The sequence below is a fragment of the Serratia sp. EWG9 genome, assembly GCF_019913725.1.
Lineage (GTDB): Bacteria > Pseudomonadota > Gammaproteobacteria > Enterobacterales > Enterobacteriaceae > Serratia > Serratia ureilytica.
In genome coordinates this window covers 250,259-265,514 of record NZ_JADNRO010000006.1, presented here as the reverse complement: position 1 = coordinate 265,514, position 15,256 = coordinate 250,259, and the positions used below count along the sequence as shown (strand labels likewise).

Annotated in this window: 17 protein-coding genes; 1 reads left to right on the top strand and 16 read right to left on the bottom strand. The window is 57.0% G+C overall.

What is annotated here, in order from left to right; genetic code table 11:
- Positions 1 to 16: 16 nt before the first annotated feature.
- On the top strand, positions 17 to 259 hold the full coding sequence (locus tag ITX55_RS15840) for a DinI family protein (protein ID WP_042785072.1): 243 nt from the start codon (positions 17 to 19) through the stop codon (positions 257 to 259).
- 157 nt (positions 260 to 416) lie between these two features.
- On the opposite strand, the gene ITX55_RS15835 is transcribed toward ITX55_RS15840, so the two are convergent.
- From ITX55_RS15835 to ITX55_RS15760, 16 genes are all read right to left on the bottom strand, one after another.
- Complete coding sequence (locus ITX55_RS15835; protein ID WP_197755847.1) at positions 417 to 2,438, bottom strand: prophage tail fiber N-terminal domain-containing protein; 2,022 nt, start codon at positions 2,436 to 2,438, stop codon at positions 417 to 419.
- Positions 2,435 to 3,592: a tail fiber domain-containing protein gene (locus tag ITX55_RS15830; protein WP_197755846.1), complete on the bottom strand. Its 1,158-nt coding sequence runs from the start codon at positions 3,590 to 3,592 to the stop codon at positions 2,435 to 2,437. Before ITX55_RS15830 ends, ITX55_RS15835 begins: the two co-directional genes overlap by 4 nt.
- 62 nt (positions 3,593 to 3,654) lie before the next feature.
- The gene (locus ITX55_RS15825) at positions 3,655 to 7,176 is read right to left on the bottom strand and encodes a DUF1983 domain-containing protein (RefSeq protein ID WP_223524730.1); all 3,522 of its coding nucleotides are present in this window, start codon (positions 7,174 to 7,176) and stop codon (positions 3,655 to 3,657) included.
- 53 nt (positions 7,177 to 7,229) lie between these two features.
- Positions 7,230 to 7,844 carry a tail assembly protein gene (locus ITX55_RS15820; protein WP_072627297.1) on the bottom strand — a complete coding sequence of 205 codons (615 nt, stop codon included), beginning with the start codon at positions 7,842 to 7,844 and terminating at the stop codon, positions 7,230 to 7,232.
- Between the two features lie 42 nt (positions 7,845 to 7,886).
- Positions 7,887 to 8,237 carry a hypothetical protein gene (locus ITX55_RS15815; RefSeq protein ID WP_019453668.1) on the bottom strand — a complete coding sequence of 117 codons (351 nt, stop codon included), beginning with the start codon at positions 8,235 to 8,237 and terminating at the stop codon, positions 7,887 to 7,889.
- 37 nt (positions 8,238 to 8,274) lie between these two features.
- Complete coding sequence (locus tag ITX55_RS15810) at positions 8,275 to 8,979, bottom strand: C40 family peptidase (protein ID WP_033652515.1); 705 nt, start codon at positions 8,977 to 8,979, stop codon at positions 8,275 to 8,277.
- Between the two features lie 8 nt (positions 8,980 to 8,987).
- A complete protein-coding gene (locus ITX55_RS15805) occupies positions 8,988 to 9,740 on the bottom strand; it encodes a phage minor tail protein L (RefSeq protein ID WP_033639816.1) in 753 nt (250 codons plus the stop codon).
- A 9-nt stretch (positions 9,741 to 9,749) separates the two neighbouring features.
- Complete coding sequence (locus ITX55_RS15800; RefSeq protein WP_197755845.1) at positions 9,750 to 10,088, bottom strand: phage tail protein; 339 nt, start codon at positions 10,086 to 10,088, stop codon at positions 9,750 to 9,752.
- Complete coding sequence (locus ITX55_RS15795; protein WP_197755844.1) at positions 10,088 to 12,379, bottom strand: phage tail tape measure protein; 2,292 nt, start codon at positions 12,377 to 12,379, stop codon at positions 10,088 to 10,090. The genes ITX55_RS15800 and ITX55_RS15795 overlap by 1 nt, the downstream gene beginning before the upstream one ends.
- Positions 12,372 to 12,593: a hypothetical protein gene (locus tag ITX55_RS15790; RefSeq protein ID WP_004935830.1), complete on the bottom strand. Its 222-nt coding sequence runs from the start codon at positions 12,591 to 12,593 to the stop codon at positions 12,372 to 12,374. The genes ITX55_RS15795 and ITX55_RS15790 overlap by 8 nt, the downstream gene beginning before the upstream one ends.
- A 17-nt stretch (positions 12,594 to 12,610) precedes the next feature.
- The gene (locus ITX55_RS15785; RefSeq protein WP_025160180.1) at positions 12,611 to 12,976 is read right to left on the bottom strand and encodes a phage tail protein; all 366 of its coding nucleotides are present in this window, start codon (positions 12,974 to 12,976) and stop codon (positions 12,611 to 12,613) included.
- Positions 12,977 to 13,102: 126 nt separating this feature from the next.
- Positions 13,103 to 13,558, bottom strand: a complete 456-nt coding sequence (locus tag ITX55_RS15780) for a major tail shaft subunit (protein ID WP_033652513.1) — start codon at positions 13,556 to 13,558, stop codon at positions 13,103 to 13,105.
- A 40-nt stretch (positions 13,559 to 13,598) separates the two neighbouring features.
- Entirely contained in the window at positions 13,599 to 13,991 is a 393-nt protein-coding gene (locus ITX55_RS15775; RefSeq protein WP_033652512.1) for an HK97-gp10 family putative phage morphogenesis protein, read from the bottom strand.
- A complete protein-coding gene (locus tag ITX55_RS15770) occupies positions 13,988 to 14,377 on the bottom strand; it encodes a hypothetical protein (protein ID WP_089192045.1) in 390 nt (129 codons plus the stop codon). The genes ITX55_RS15775 and ITX55_RS15770 overlap by 4 nt, the downstream gene beginning before the upstream one ends.
- Positions 14,378 to 14,434: 57 nt before the next feature.
- Positions 14,435 to 14,875, bottom strand: coding sequence for a lysozyme (locus ITX55_RS15765; protein WP_147879905.1), 441 nt, complete (start codon positions 14,873 to 14,875; stop codon positions 14,435 to 14,437).
- Positions 14,862 to 15,182 carry a phage holin family protein gene (locus ITX55_RS15760; RefSeq protein WP_033652509.1) on the bottom strand — a complete coding sequence of 107 codons (321 nt, stop codon included), beginning with the start codon at positions 15,180 to 15,182 and terminating at the stop codon, positions 14,862 to 14,864. The genes ITX55_RS15765 and ITX55_RS15760 overlap by 14 nt, the downstream gene beginning before the upstream one ends.
- Positions 15,183 to 15,256: the final 74 nt, after the last annotated feature.

Below are 15,256 nucleotides of genomic sequence, written 5' to 3'. Positions count from 1 at the left end.
TGTTTACAGGTGAGTCATGTTTGTAGAATTGGTATACGACAAACGCAACGTCGCTGGGCTGCCCAACGCCGCCGAGATTATTCGCAGCGAGCTGGAAAAACGCGTGCATGTGCTGTTCCCGGAGGCGGAAGTGCGCGTGAAACCGATGCAGGCCAACGGCCTGAACTCCGACGCCAGCAAAAGCGATCGCGAAAAGCTGAACCGGATGTTGGAAGAGATGTTCGAAGAAGCGGATCAGTGGCTGGTCACTGATATTTGACGGGAAAGAACGTTATTCGCAGGGGCGAACTCCCACTCAGCGGGAACCCTGCATAGCGGAACGGGCAGTGACTCTGCCCGAGCCTGGCGTCGATGATGCCGGCGCAGATACCTGAAACCGACTGCACCGGCATTATTTACCTGGCATCCATTCGAGTTTATGAAACCGCGTTGGTTTCCGATGGCGTGTCATCGTTTAACACCAGCGCCTCCGGCGGCAACACTTCCACCTCTTCACGCACCGGCATGGCGAGGCGCAGATCGATCCAGCGTCCCTCAGGGATATCCATCGCTTCGCCGGCCACGACCGTCGCGGTATCGATGTCAAAACGACGTTTGCTGATTTTCACCGTAATGACGCCGTCGTTATCGGTGGCGGTTTCCACAAAGCACAGGCGGTTGCCGTTCACGTCCTGCGGCACTTCGATAGTCCAGCCCTCCTTTGCCAACCCCAGCGATCCATTCAGCTGATAAAGTCCGGTAGCGATTCGTTCCGCGCTCACCCCGGCCGCTTCGCCATTAACGGCGACATAGCCGGCCAAATCAAAGCCGCCGTCCAGATAGTCCGCTTGCATATGCTGCGGCGCCGCGGATAATCTGGCGATCGGCGAGGCTTTCTTGATAAAGCCGTTGGCGTCAACGGTGGTGTTGGCTTCCGACCACATCCAAACCCAGGGGGTAAACGTAGCGCCATTCCAGCTGCGCACGGCAATTTTCCCCGTCTGAGCCGCGCTCACGCCATAGCCGTAACAGGTTTGTACCGTTCGATAGCTGTCGTCAGTTCCCGTCTGCGTCACCGCCCATGAGCGCGTATCGAGGAAATATGTGCCAACGTCTTTAAAGGGGTTGCCAATAGGATCCGTGCCTACATAACCGCGCCGGCTTTGCATTTGCGCATTGAAATTGCCTTTGCTTGCGGCGGTAGCACCTTTACTCAAGCCCCAATCTTTCAGGTTTGCAATATCCGCGACGGTGGGTTGATCGGACGAGCTAAATAACCGCGACCAGGTGATAGTCGAAGGCAATGCGGTAGATGAACTCCCCACCCAAGCCTGCCGCGAAACCGATGTGGCAAAATACGCGCAAGATGGCCCGCCATCCACCGGCAGCGTTAATATGCCCCCGGACACGTTGCCCGGCCGATTGGCCGTCGCTACCGTGTAGCGCTGAATGGAGGATTTATTATCCTTCGCAAATGCATCCTCGGTATGAATTGGTCCGGTACCAAAACCACCGATAGCAGATTGGGCGACAGTAGCATAATCGGGTAACGCCTGGGATTGCGAAAACGAAACGCCCGTGCGCATATCAATTTTCATCACCCCGCTCGGTTCCACCGATTGCTTTACCGCCTTATGCTCCCAGCGCAAGCCGGCCGCGTTCGCGTAGGTGATTTGCTCAACCGTATACCAGCAGTTGATGGTGAAAGTATTCACTTTCACATAGATATCATAATTATCGCGACTGGATTCAATAACCTGAATATCCAAGATCGCCGTTCCGGTATCGTTAAGAAAGGTGCCGCCGATACGATTGACCTTATTGGTCGTATCGCTGGCGCCAAGATTACCCGTTCTCAGCATCAGGCGTGACAGGCCAGCGTTATAAACAAATCCGTTATAGCCGTTCGAACCGTAGAAATTGAGCGCGATCCCGACACCATTTTGCCCCGCATTTTTAAACTGCCCCAACAGGAACCAAGTGGCGATATTGGTGTTGTTTTCCGGGAACTTGAACCGCACATTATCAAAGGCGGTCACCACCTGAGCGGCGCTCTTCGCCGCATTTTGCTCGCTGGTTTTCGCCGCCGCAGCGGAGGAAGATGCCTTGCCTGCGGAAGCGGTCGCCTCTGCACGCAAACGATCGACGGTTTGCACAATCTCCGGCGTGATATCGCTTTCCCCTGGCCGGCTCAGGAAATCATTGAGCGTGCCGGGCAAGGAATCGCTATACACCTCGATAACCCCCACCCGTTCCGGCTGTGCGCCATAGACAGAGATGATAACCTCGTAAGCGCCCGGCTCCACGGGTAGGGAATATTTACCGCTATCATCCGTCACTGATTGTGATTTAGCCAGGCTCAATACCGTTGACGAGGTTCTGACTGCGCGCAGGGTAATGGTTACGCCGGAGCGAGGATCGCCGTAAGGGCCTTTTAATACGCCGCTGATTAATGTCATTGCACTTTCTCCATGAGTTCTTTGATTAATTCATCCTGGCGATCGATTCTATCCAGAGCCTGATTCAATGCGGCCAGGGCCACATATCCCAGCGTTGAATAATCGACGGATTTTACCTTTTCGATATTTCTACCATCTTTTAAGGTGATAGAGCCGCCATCACTGATTAGTAAAGGCATCGTCTTTTCAATTTCCTGAGCTATTCCTCCTATCTGTGGCTTGCCATCACGATTGAAGGAATAAAGCTTCAAACCTCTGATAAGGGAAATTGGATCATTAATAACTTCAATGTCAGTTTTGATGCGGCGATCGGACCCTGTCACCCAACTCCCCGTCATGTTATTAATGTTCCCACTAGCTAACCAGCGAGCCTCATGCCAATTCCCGGCATAGTCCTGATATGAAATATACCCATAGTCTTCAATGCCAATTTCTCGACGTAACGCCATGACCATCGCGGTTTTCAAACCATTTTGCGTCAGCGTTGATAAAAAAGTCCCTCCTGCTACTTGTCCTGCCATAGCAGTCGATGTGCGATGACAGATGACTGAGGGAGATTCATTATTTTTCCCATCAGCAATGAGTCCTTTAGGAGAAAAAATTGTATCATCAAATGTCGTTGACTTACGGAAACGTGAATATCCACCCACATCAAGATTTGCCGTTTTCCCTGTCACCAAAGAACCCTGTAAAGACAGGGAACCTTTAATTTCCTGAGCAGTATCAACCGTCTTGTCTAATTTATTATTCAGCGAAGCCGTAATACTGTTCCAGGCCGGGCCGCTATAGGTGCTACCATCCGGCAATTTAACGGTAATATTTCCGCTGCCGCTGAAGACCTGCTGCCAGTTCTCTTTATCGAGGCTCAGGCCGCGCAGGGCTTTCGCCGTCTCGGCAGCCAACTGTGCGGTGATGGCGTTCATTGCATCGCGCGGCACGGCATACCAGGCAGCACCTGCCTGTGTCGGCCCATCATAAGCTTTAATCAGCGTCGTCTGCGTGGCGCTATCAACGGTTTTAACCGGCAGCGTATAGGTTACGCCGCCGACCACGCTCACGATGAAATCACCGGCTTTCAGCTCGGTATTGAACGCCGTCCCGTTCCCCTTCACTCCAGAAGAGTGACTAGTTAAAGTTATTACTCCTATTGACATAAAACCCCTCTTTAAAAATGGTCATTCAGTTTAAATTGGCCTGGTGGTTATTAATAAAAAACTCACCTAATCATCATTACAGTTATACCATCCATAAATAATAGCGAGCTCATGCCCCCATTATTTTCAGCTTGATACTCCACAGTTACACCCTGTCCAGCAGGTATAACTCCAGAATATGACTTAGGTGCGGACTGTACAGATGATGAATTTGCATGCATGCTAATAACCTTATTCCCATTCACCCAGACACCTATATTCCCAGACAACCCTGGTGTTGTAGGATTCATCAAATGAACCATAGGAATAACGAGTTGCCTAACAAATGAAGAAGGTGGGATATACACTTTATCATTTTTTCCAACATACCATGCCTTAGTTATATCACCCTCAATTTTATCCGCAAACACAGTTCCTTTTACAGTGCAATTCTCCTCAATAATCACATTGTTAAAAAAACCAGATGTAGCATCTATTCGCCCACGCGCATAAATATTATCAAACCAAGCCACTCCATCTTTTTGTATTCTCCACCCATTTACTTTTGACGGATCCGCATTCCACTGCCAGTTATCTGATTGAATAACCTCACCTATCTTTGCATTACTTATGCTTCCGCTCTGAATAAACGCATCGCTAATAAACACCTGCCCATCCACCACGGCAAACGGCGAATACTGATTGCTGTTGTTGCCGCTCATCAGCACGAACTGGTTGGCGTTAAAGCCCACGCGGGTGGTAACCGGCCTGCCGTTTTCCGCCAATACCGCGATCGACATGCCGGCGTTGTAGAAGGTGCCGTTCACCCGCACGCCCGCTTTCAACGTATGGATGGCCGTGGCGCCGTCGGCGTCTACCGTCGCCGTCAGTTTGTCTTCCAGCACCGCCGCCACGTCGTCAATCTGCGCCTGCACCTGGGTTTTCATCTCGGCCAGCCCGCGATCGACCTCCGCGATGGAGGTTTTCACCACCATGATATCGGCGCGCACCGTACCGTACTGCGCCCATTGGTGATCCACCGTCGCGTTGTTGGCCAGCGCATTCTGCAAGATAGCGTCGATGTTGGTGTCGATATCGCCCACCAGCCGCTCGCCGTCTTTCGCGGTCAGGAGATCGTCGCCGATGTTCTCGAGATAATCGCCGGCGTCCGCGTTCGCCTGCCCAGCGGTCCAGCCTGTCCAGTCGCCCTGATTGCCGGTGCGGTCTTGCAACCGCGCGCGGAACCAGAACTCCTGCCCCGCCTTCAACCCTGTCATGGCGTGGGTGTGCAGCGGGTACGGGATATCGGCCAGCAGCATCGCGTTATTTCCGGCCGCGTTGTCCGCATACTGAATTTCGGTCTTGAGCGTATCTTCAGCGCCGCCAGGGAACGCCCAGTCGAGCTGGATGCCCCACAGCAAAGGCGATGCCTTGAAGCCAACCGGCATCGGCGGTTTACCCTCTTTGCCCTTGAGGTAGGTTTCCATCGACGTCGCCCAAATAGACGATACGTCACTGGCGTTGATGGCTCGCACCCGCACCCGATAACGACCGGCGTAAATCCCCGGCACCTCGAAGCCGAGCGCCGAGGTGCGCGGCACCGACACCCAGTTGCCGTTATCTTTGCGCCATTCCGCCTCATAGGCGATGGCATTTTCAACCGCGCCCCAGGCGGCGCGCAGGGTGGTAATGGCGATACCCTGGCTCACCGAGGAGTAGCTGTCGATGGTGATGTTCTTCGGCGGCGCCTGCACGCCGGGCGGAATGATGGAGATCGGACGATCGTCGATACGCGCGCCGGTATCGATGCGGGCGTACTTGTTCGGATCGTGTTCCGCCGCGTTGACGGTATAGGTGTTGTCGCCGTTGTCGGCGATACCCACCACGCGGTAAAGCTGCACCGCCAGGTCGTCCGCGTCGATGGACCAGGCCGCTTCCGGCGCCGGCGTCTCGCTGTAGGCCGTGGTGACGGTCACTACGCGTTCATTCACCGCCTGCACGGTGCGCGCCTGCGCCCGGCCGGAAGGCAGGTTGACGATCAGGCGATCGCCGGCTTTGGCGCCCGGCGTCCTGTCCAGCGTCAGTTTACGGCCGTCCACGCCGCTGAGGCGCCCGCCAATCACCCGCCCGGCCAGCATCTGGTCTGCCACGCCGACGATATGCCCCGGCATGGGGATCATGCCGTCCAGCCCCACGGAAAAGCTGACCGTACGATCCTTGCTGTTAGTCAACAGCGCCCAGCGGCCGCGGCGGTTCGCTTCGCTCGGCGTGGTGCAGCCGATAGCCGTCAGCTCGGTCTGGTTCACGTCGTAGCGGCGCACCAGATCGCTGTCGAATACCGCCTCTATCGCATCGGCGTAATGGTTGCCCGGATCGGACCAGCTGACCATCGCGGTGCTGTAGCGGGTGCGTTCGCTGGCGGACGAGTAGGTAAACTTGCCGTCGATCACGTTGGCGCGGGTGTAGGTGAAGTCCATATCGCGCGGCATGTCCGCCAGGGCGACCATTTGGTTTTGCCCCCAATAGGTCATGCCGCGGAAGATGCCGGCCAAATCGCTCAGCACCGTCCAGGCCTCTTCCCGCGACTGCAGATAAACGTTGCAGGTGAAGCGCGGCTCCATGCCCTCGCCGCCGCGCCCGTCCGGCACCGGCTGATCGCAATACTGCGCGATGCGGTACAGTTCGGACTCGGAGACCTGGGAGGCGTCGATGCGATCGCCCAGGCCAAAGCGCTCGGCCAAAATAATGTCGTAAAACACCCACGCCGGGTTATCGCTGTAGGCCCACTTAAAGCCGCCGCTCCAGATGCCGGTATAGCTGCGCGTTTTCGGATCGTAATTGTCCGGCACGCGGATCAGGCGGCCGCGCGGTTTGCAGCTGATCTTCGGGATGTTGGGGAACTGCTTTGAATCAAACTCCACGTAAAGCAGCGCAGTGTTCGGGTAGCGCAGCTTGGCGTCGATGATTTCGGTCAGCGCCTCGATGTTCATCCGGTCGGCGATCCGGACGCTGTTGGCGTTAGGCGTCAACCGGCGCACGCGCAGCTGCCATCCCGTGGTGGCCTTCGGCAAATTGATGCGGTGCGAGCGTTCATACAGCGAGGTGGTTTTATCGTTGATCGCCGCCGTTAACACCTCCTGGTAACTGCCGCCGTCGGTCGCCACGTCGATGGCGTACTCAATGCGATAGCCGTTGACGTCGCCGTTGTCCGCCTGCTTTTGCAGCATAGGCCACCCCAGGCGCAGGCGGACGGCGGAAAGTTGCAGGTTCGAGACGGAACGCACCCACGGCGCGCCGCTTTTCAGTTCGCTGCCGACCGAGATCTCATTTTCAACGGCGGGAATGCCCTGGATATATTCCTGCGCCTGCGAGCCAGGGCGGAACTCCCAGCGGAAACCGGGAAAGTTTTCTGTTCCGTCGCTGCTCAGTACCGGCGTACCGTCAACAAAAATGTTTGTGCCATCCAGCCCGCCGGCAAATTCCCCTTCGCCTAATGCGAACAGCATCTTCGCTCTGGCGATCGACTGAATGCTGTCCGGCGATTCTACCGGCGTGTGGCCGCCACCGCCGCCGCCTTTTCGCCCACGGATCATGTTCTGTGCCATATTTCGCCCATAAAAAAAGCCGCTATTGCGGCTGTCTGTTCAAACGGATGTCGTTATTGCTGGTCTTCGGTATAAATACCTGCGGAGATAATCGCCCCGCCAATTTCACGCGTGCCGTACAGCACACCGACGGGGTTGCCCTGCGCCGTGGTGTTGACCGGCCCGCCAAAGGCATAGCTCGGTTTATTTTCCGGGCCTTGCCGCATGCGCAGCCCGCCCATTTGTGGGGAAAGCATTTGGACGACACCGCCGAGAGCAAGGGAAGCGCCTGCATAAGCCATAGAAGTCCATCCACCCGTTGCCGAAAATACACCAAGCCCAGCGGGTGAGAAGGCTATGGCCGCACCAATTAATGCCACACCTAAAATAGTTTGGAATAAACCTGCACGCTTACTACCAATCACGACGGGAACAAGGTGAATATCTTCCGACCCTTTGGTGAACTCCAGCTCATCCTGCCCGACATTGCGTTTACCGACGAAAATAGAAAATGTCAGGCCGCGTTTGTGCGCCTCCAGCATGTAGCGTTCAAAGCCTGGAAGCAGATTTTTCATCGCATCGATCGCTTTTGGCACCGTTGGCGCCCGATATTTAAATTCGCGGCCGAAAACCTTAATCATGGGACCATGAAAACGAATGGTTCTGAGAGGAATATCAATAAAATCCATACAGCCTCCAATAAAAAGCCCCACTAGAATGGGGCTGTAAATTTACTTGCGGGCGCTATTTATTATTATTTTACATTCGCGCTTATTAAGTTCAATACCACCTAGTGCTGTGGTTCCATTTTTACAGTCTGTTGAAAGTTTTCTAATACTCAACGCACCATATCTATCACCTTTTGCATCAAGCAGTTCGTTAATTTTTTTTGAGTCTGACGTATTATATTTTTGCTGGGCATCCATTAATGCCATAAACCAAGCCCACTTCCTTACATACTCACCAAGAATTGGATCTTCGTCTATTTCTTTATGATGACTAAGATATGCATCCAGCGTAGTTGCATTAGCAAAAAAAGAAGTCATAAAACACAAAGCCAGCGCAGAGATTATTTTCTTCATTACCCTTTTCCTTAAGCTGAAAAGTGGAATGATAGCATCACATCAGGGCTTTGTAGCGCAACACCTTCACCGTTCGTTCTTTCCAATACCCACCGTAAGGCACCCGCTGGCTAAGCATGCCGTACATATGGTGCAGCAACAGGCCATCTGCCAACAGAATGCCGGCGTGGTTGGCCACCGGCGCCGAAACCTGCATGATCGCCATGTCCCCCGGCTGCGGCGGGCCATCGAACTCGCGAAAGCCGCAGGCATGCCAGTTTTCCAGATAGCGGTTTTCACCCTGCTCCCACCACGGGTAATCAACGCGGTAATCCTGGAGCGTTATGCCGTGCTCCTGGCGGAAATAGCTCATGACCAGCCCCCAACAGTCGGTATGCCCCAGCACGAACTGGCGGCCCACCAGCGGCAGTTCGCCGCGCGGCAAAATGGTGCGCAAATCCCCCTCCGGCCAGCTGGCTATCGCCCAGGGCAACTCCATCGCGTCGCACTGCGCCTTGTCCAGTTCACTCGGCTGCGTGGTGGCGTCCGGGTGGCTGTGCACTATGAGGGTGATGGTGCCCCATTCGGCGGCGGCCACGTAGTCTTCCGGCGCCAGATGAAACTGCTCGGTGGGGTTGTCCGCCAAGTTACGACACGGGAAATAGCGCTCCACGCGGGACTTTTGCGCCACCACACCGCAACATTCGCGCGGATACTCGGCCCTGGCGTGGGCCATAATGGCCGCCGCGGTTTTTTCTTTCATGCTCGCCCCTACTGCCGGATCAACGCCGCGCCGGGGAAGCCGCCAAACGGCAGCGGCTCGTGCTCGCCAAAGCGTTTTTGGCAGTCGCTCAACAGCCCGCCGCAGCGATCCTGGCTCGGGTCATCCACCGGGTTGCCCTTGTCGTCAAAGTAACGGCTACCGGCGTAATCGCAGCCCTTGCCGGTGCGATAGCCGCCGCGCGAGCACCAGGTGCACAGGCTGTGGATTTGCCGGGTCGGGATGCGCAATCCCCGCAGGTCCGCCGGACTCGAGAGTTCGAACTCCACCGCTTCGTCGCTTTCCGTCGCCTTGCGATCGATGTAGAACACCTGCAGCTTTTCCTGCAGCGGATCGGCCGAAGAGTTCCCTTGCGGGAAGTTGCGGGCATCAAGGTAGTGCACCAGCGTGTCGTGGATCCGCACCTTGGCCTGCGCCATGTCTTCAAACTGCAGGCAGAGCGCGCTGATCAGGCCGTTGATATTGGCGACCGACAGCTTGGGCGCGTTGCCCTGGCTGTCGGCGGAAATCTCCAGCCCTTCAACGCTAAACGGCCACGGGCCGTACTCCAGCCCCTGCCACCAGACCGATTTCGCCGGCAGTTTGCTTTCATCACCGCCGGCGGCGGCCAGCTCTTGCGGCGTAAACGGCAGGGTATCGCAATGAAAGCGCAGAATATCGGCGCCAAACCGGGTGCCGTCCACCTCAATCAGGCGGATGCGGTTGCCCGGCTCCAGCTTTTGCAAATCTGAATTCAGCATCATCTCCCCCGGTTAAACGTGAAAAGCCTCGGTAAACGTGGCCGTCAGTGAATAGTTGCCCCCGCCCATCGCGACCGGCTTATAACCCTCGCAGCGGTAAAGGCCGGGAACCTGCGTCGGTGGCGTCCATTGGAAGGACTTCACCCCATGATGATTTTCCAGAAAGACGATGATCGGCGTGATGTAGTCATACTTGCCGACAAAGGTCAGATCCCAGGAGCGCACGATCGGGTTAATGCCGTCGCCGGAGACCTGCGCATAGCCGTCGCCGAACTGCACCTTTCTGACGCGAAAGCGCATATCGCCGGCGGCATTGACGCGCGCCGGAAATTCAAATGTCTGAATGCCCATTACATCCCCTTGATTGCTTTCCAAATCGGCTGGCCCGGCATCAGGTTACGGTTGATTACCTTTTGGCTTTCCTGCGCGGCGATATTGCCCATCCGTTTACCGAACTCGTCCCATCCCGGATCGGCCTGCGAACTGACGTTGCCGCCGTTCTCGATAGTGATGTAGACATTCGGCGCCGCCGCAGACTGCTGGCCGCCGCCGATCGCCCGCACGCCGAGCGAACCGTCCGCGCCGCGTTTGAGCGGCATAATGGCCTCCGGCCCGGCTTCGCCCATCAAGCCGGCGCCTCTGGCGAACGCGAACAACGTGGGATTACTGACGATCTGGCCGCTGAATGCGCTCAGCGAAGGCGAGGCGTATACGCCGCCTTTGGCGTTGGGGACATAGCCTTGCCAACCGGTCGGCATGCCCATCGCGCCTGAACCGGCCGCGCCCGCGCCGGCGCTTGCAGCCCCGCCCAGCAAGCCGCTGCCGATATTCATAAAGGTGGAAAGAATGGTTCTGGTCAACAGCGCCTGCATCGCCAGATCGATCAGTTGCTGAATGATGGACTGCGTCATGGAGGTCATCAAACCGAGCATGCTTTGCTTAAAGTTTTGCGTCCCGGTCAGCAGATCGAACATCATGCCGGAGGTCCGTTCCCGCGTCATATCCACCAGCCCCAGCGCCATCTTGTGCACGCGGCTCTGCCCGCCGAACAGGCTCAGCGCCTGCTGATACTGAGCGTCCGACGATTCTTGCGTCGCCGCCTGCATCAGCTGTTCATAGCGCTGTTTATCCAGAATGCCTTGCTGGTAGTAAGCCTGGTATTGCGCCTGCTGCTGCACCAGCTGGTTGTTAAGGCGAGCGACCGGATCCACATCACCGGCAATGTTCATACGCGGCGCGGCAAGCGCATCGGTTTCAGCCTTCAACCGCTGGCGCGTCGTTTCTTGCTGCTGCATCCGGCTGGCGGAGTGGTACTCGCGTTCGGTCAACAGCCGCCCGTCATACAACGCCTTCAGCTCCTTGCCGACCTCTTGCTCTTTGCGCACCGCCGCCTGCCCTGGCGCGTATTGTTCAGCGAGCTGTTGCCGCTGCCGCTGATACTTCTCGGCGTTCAGCGCCATCGCACGCTGCACATCGACCTGCCCGGCACCGGCTGCCTTGGCCGTTGACGCCAGCCTGGCCTGCGCGCTTTGTTCATCCTGGGTGATTTTTTCGAGGCTGCTCAGATGCGCCTGTTCGATTTCCTGAGGCAGCTGTTGGTACTGATCAAGAGCCTGCTGCTTGCCATTATCGTTAAAAGTACGGCTAACAGGAGCGACACTTGCTTGAAGGCCCTTAGGCTTATCAGCTTTGGTCTCAACATGGCTGTCATTGCCATTTTGTGCATTAACGGCATTGCTTCGCTGAAGCCGGATCGCTTTCTCGCCCTCAATGATATCTTCCAACTGCGCTTGCAAGGCGTTCCGTTCTTTCCTCACCTCTTTTGGATCAGAGTAGAGGAATCCCAATATCCCTTTGCTTCGGCGCTCTAAGAGAGCAAGTCGGATATCGCTCCGATTCGCCAGTTGGTTCTCGATCTTGGCTTTTTCCTCACTGAGCGTCTTTAGCTGATCGTCGAAGGTATCAATTTTGACGGCGAGCTTTGCCTTGGAGAGCTTGCTGAGATCTTCGGCCGTCTCGACCGCCGCATCTTTCAATGCCAAAGCCGACTTACGGGCCAATTGGTTTTGCTCATGGAAGTACAGCATCGCCAATCCCGCCTGGATGGCGACACCGATTGGGCCGCCAAGCATCCCCAGCGCGACGTTGGCGACGCGAGACGCCGCGCCGACGCCTGATGTCGCCTGAGCCGCCCCGCGCGCCGCCGCCGCCTGATCGCGCCAGGCCGCCGCGCTGTCATTCAGGCCGCCGGCCAGTTTCAGCATCTCCTCCGCGCGGCTGCCGCCGTCGCCGGAGGCGCTGCTCGCCTGGCGAGCCGCGTCGTCCAACTGCTTCATCTGCGCCGTCGCGGCGACGGTGATGGACGCAAGTTCGGTGAGCGCCTGTCCATACTGGCGCGAGGTGGCGGCGAGGCCCTGCAGCGACAATTCAACGCCGGCCAGCCCCGCCAGTTTCCCCGCCAGGCCGCCAAGCGTGCCGCCGATGCGTTGATAGGACTCGTCGGTCTTTTTCGCGTCCTGCTGAGCCTGGCGGTTAAATTTGGCGGATTGTTCCCCGGCGGTACGGTAAGCCGCCGTCAGTTTGTTTTTAAAGTTGGTGTCATTCAGTTGCAACCCGACGACCAACTGTGCGGTATCAGCCATTTCCCAGCACTCGCATAACGTCAGCACACTGCATATCAATACTGCTTTGCGCGGGCTGACCGGATTGATGAACGGGGGCACTCTCCGCCGCATCGGCCGTCATGCCTTGCAGTTTGAAGTATGCCCGCCAGTGATTCAGGATGTGCGCCGGCATCGCGGCGATCTTGCGAGGATCCGACTCACCCCAGCGATCGGCCAGTTGGAACACCAACATCAGCCAGGGCGAGTCAGTCAGTTTTTTTCCGCTTCCTCCAGGCTGCCGACCGCATGGCGCTTGACGGCGCCGATGGCTTCGACCAGCGTTGGGTTATCGTGCGCCGCCAGCAGATCGTCAACGCTCGGCAAGGCGCCGGCCGGAATGCGTTTGCCGTCCGGCGTCATCAGGCATGACAGCAGCAGCTGCACGTTAAGCTGCGCGGCTTTGTTCATGTCACCGCTGTCGATGGCGGCCTTCATGCCGTCTTCATTTTCCTGCAGCTCCGCCGCTTTCAAGCGGCGGATAAAGGCTTTGGCGCCAAAGATCTGCGTTTCAATCACGTGGTCGTCGGATTTCAGCAGCGCCGCTTTCAGCGCTTTCAGATCGTATTTCTCTGTCATCAGTTTTTCCTTGTTCAATTCGGTTTACTCTGTACATAAGCGGGTTGCCGCAGGCCACATGGCCCGCGGCGGAAGCGTTCGCGCCGAACGCCCTCAGACGTTAAGCCAGCGCGAACCGTCGGTTTGTCACACTTTCGGGGTGACCGTGCCCCAGGTGTTGCTGTTTTGCTTGCCCTGGACGGTAATCTGAATGACTTCGCTCGCCGGGGCGGTGATCTCATTCATTTTCCAGCCGGACAGCGACAGGATGGAGGTGGAGGTGCGGCCGTTCGGCAACTCGACGTAGAACTGCACCGTTTCGCGCTTGTCCGCCGCATTCAGCAGCGCCGCAAAATCGGCGTTGGACGGATCGTCGATGAAACCGATGGATTTCTCCGCGCCTTCCGGCAGGTCGGAAATAAACTGCTTGGCGGTATCCAGCAGCGTGGTGCAATCGACAAAACCGCCGGTTTGCCCCATTTCACCTACCGCTTTACAGTTGGTCAGCGCCTTCATGGCCGTGGTTGCAGCCCCGACGGTGCCCCATTTGACGATAGTGCCGGCAGGCAGCATGGCGTATTCTGGCGAAGTTTTATCAGCCATAGTTTTTCTCTCTCTTTTTGATGAAGGATGGTAGCGGTCGCTACCGGTTTTCGATGCCATAGCGGACGTGAGCCGCCAGGATGCGTAACACTTGGTGCTTGTGGTGATCCAGCGCAGGGCGAATAAACGGGGCGGCGGCTTGCGTTGCCGTGCCGTACTCCTGTTCCAGGGCTCTGCGGTAATGCTGTTTACTGGGGCCGACGCGCAACGTCACCGCGTTCCATCCGGTAACGGCCGGGCGTATCGCGATACCGGCGCTCAGCGAGGGTTCGCTGTTTGGCGCCCCTCGTTCGGCGCACTGCCGCATGGTGCCAAGAACCGGGGCCAATGCGGCGTGGCCGGCCTCCGGCAGAATGTGACTGGCGACCTCGCGCCGAATCGCTTCCAAACGGCGAGTCAATTCCGCCATGCCGGTAACGTTTATGGCGATCACGCCGCCACCTCGGAATGGGTGATGAGGTAATCGCGGGCCATCCGATATTGGACGCGGTTATCCGCCAGGGGCGTGGCGCTCTGCAAAAGGGTGCTGCGCGTGACCGCTTGTACCGGCCATTCGCCGATATGACCATGTCGAACCCCTTCCCAGGCATTCAAAACCACTTTATCCAGAGCGATCAGCCGGGAGTAATCGTCGATTACGTACAACACGACCTGAAAACGGCTCTGCACCAGCGAGCTGTCAACCAGACCGGTGTTCACTTTCAGATCGCTGATCTTCTGATAGGTCACGCCTTCTTGCTGCGGATCCGGCAGGATCAGCGGGTGAACCGCCAGATGGGTTAGCGCAGTCAGCGAGCGTTGGATTTCATCTTCAATCATTTGGACAAGGTCTCCGTCGTTTCGAGAGTTGAATCGTTCTGCAGATGCATTTGGGCATCAGGAAAGGAATAGCGCGCGTTCCGCCGCACGCCGGGCAACCAGCCCATCGAGCCGCACACCGCCCGCATTCACCCATCGGCCGAACTGGTCGGCCGCCCCCTGCCGATCGCCGGCGTTCAGCCTGCGCAACAGCGTCGAGTTTTCCAACGCGCGCAGGCCCAGGTTATAGGCGAAGCTCACCAGCGCATCGAACTGCCCCTGCGTGACCGTCACCGCCACCAGCCGTTCGACGCCCTGTTCGAATTGAGCGACACCGCACACCAGCAAACGCTCGGCCGTTGCGGCGTTGATCACCATGCCGGCCCCAACTTTTCGTCCCGCTACCGGTTGAGTCCACCCGTAGCCGATCGTCCAAACGCCGACCGAGTCCTGATAAGCCTGCAACCGCAGGCCTTCGAAACGCTTAATCAGCGCCATGCCGTCGTCACTTATCTTCATGGTTTCCTCCTGACGCTTTATTGAGAAATCGGCGTTCCAATGCCTTGATCAGCGATGCTCCCGACCATCCCGCCATACCGCATACGCCGCCCATCACCTCCGAAGGCCAGTCGTAATGCAGCGCAATCATCACCATGGTCAAACCGGCGAAAATAGAAACGAACAGCTGCAAAAACAGCGTCCTCCAGCTAAAGGTTTCGCCGTTCAAGACCTTGAAGGAATAGCTGGCGATCGCTCCCAGCAGCGTCATACCGAAAGCAAGCAGCATTGAAAGGATGTTTGGTTCATTTTTCCAAGGCATAGTCATCACCCTCCCCTTACCGGGGCATAGCCCGATCGTCGGGAGTCATGGAAAAGAGCGGCGAAATGCAGCCCCTAACC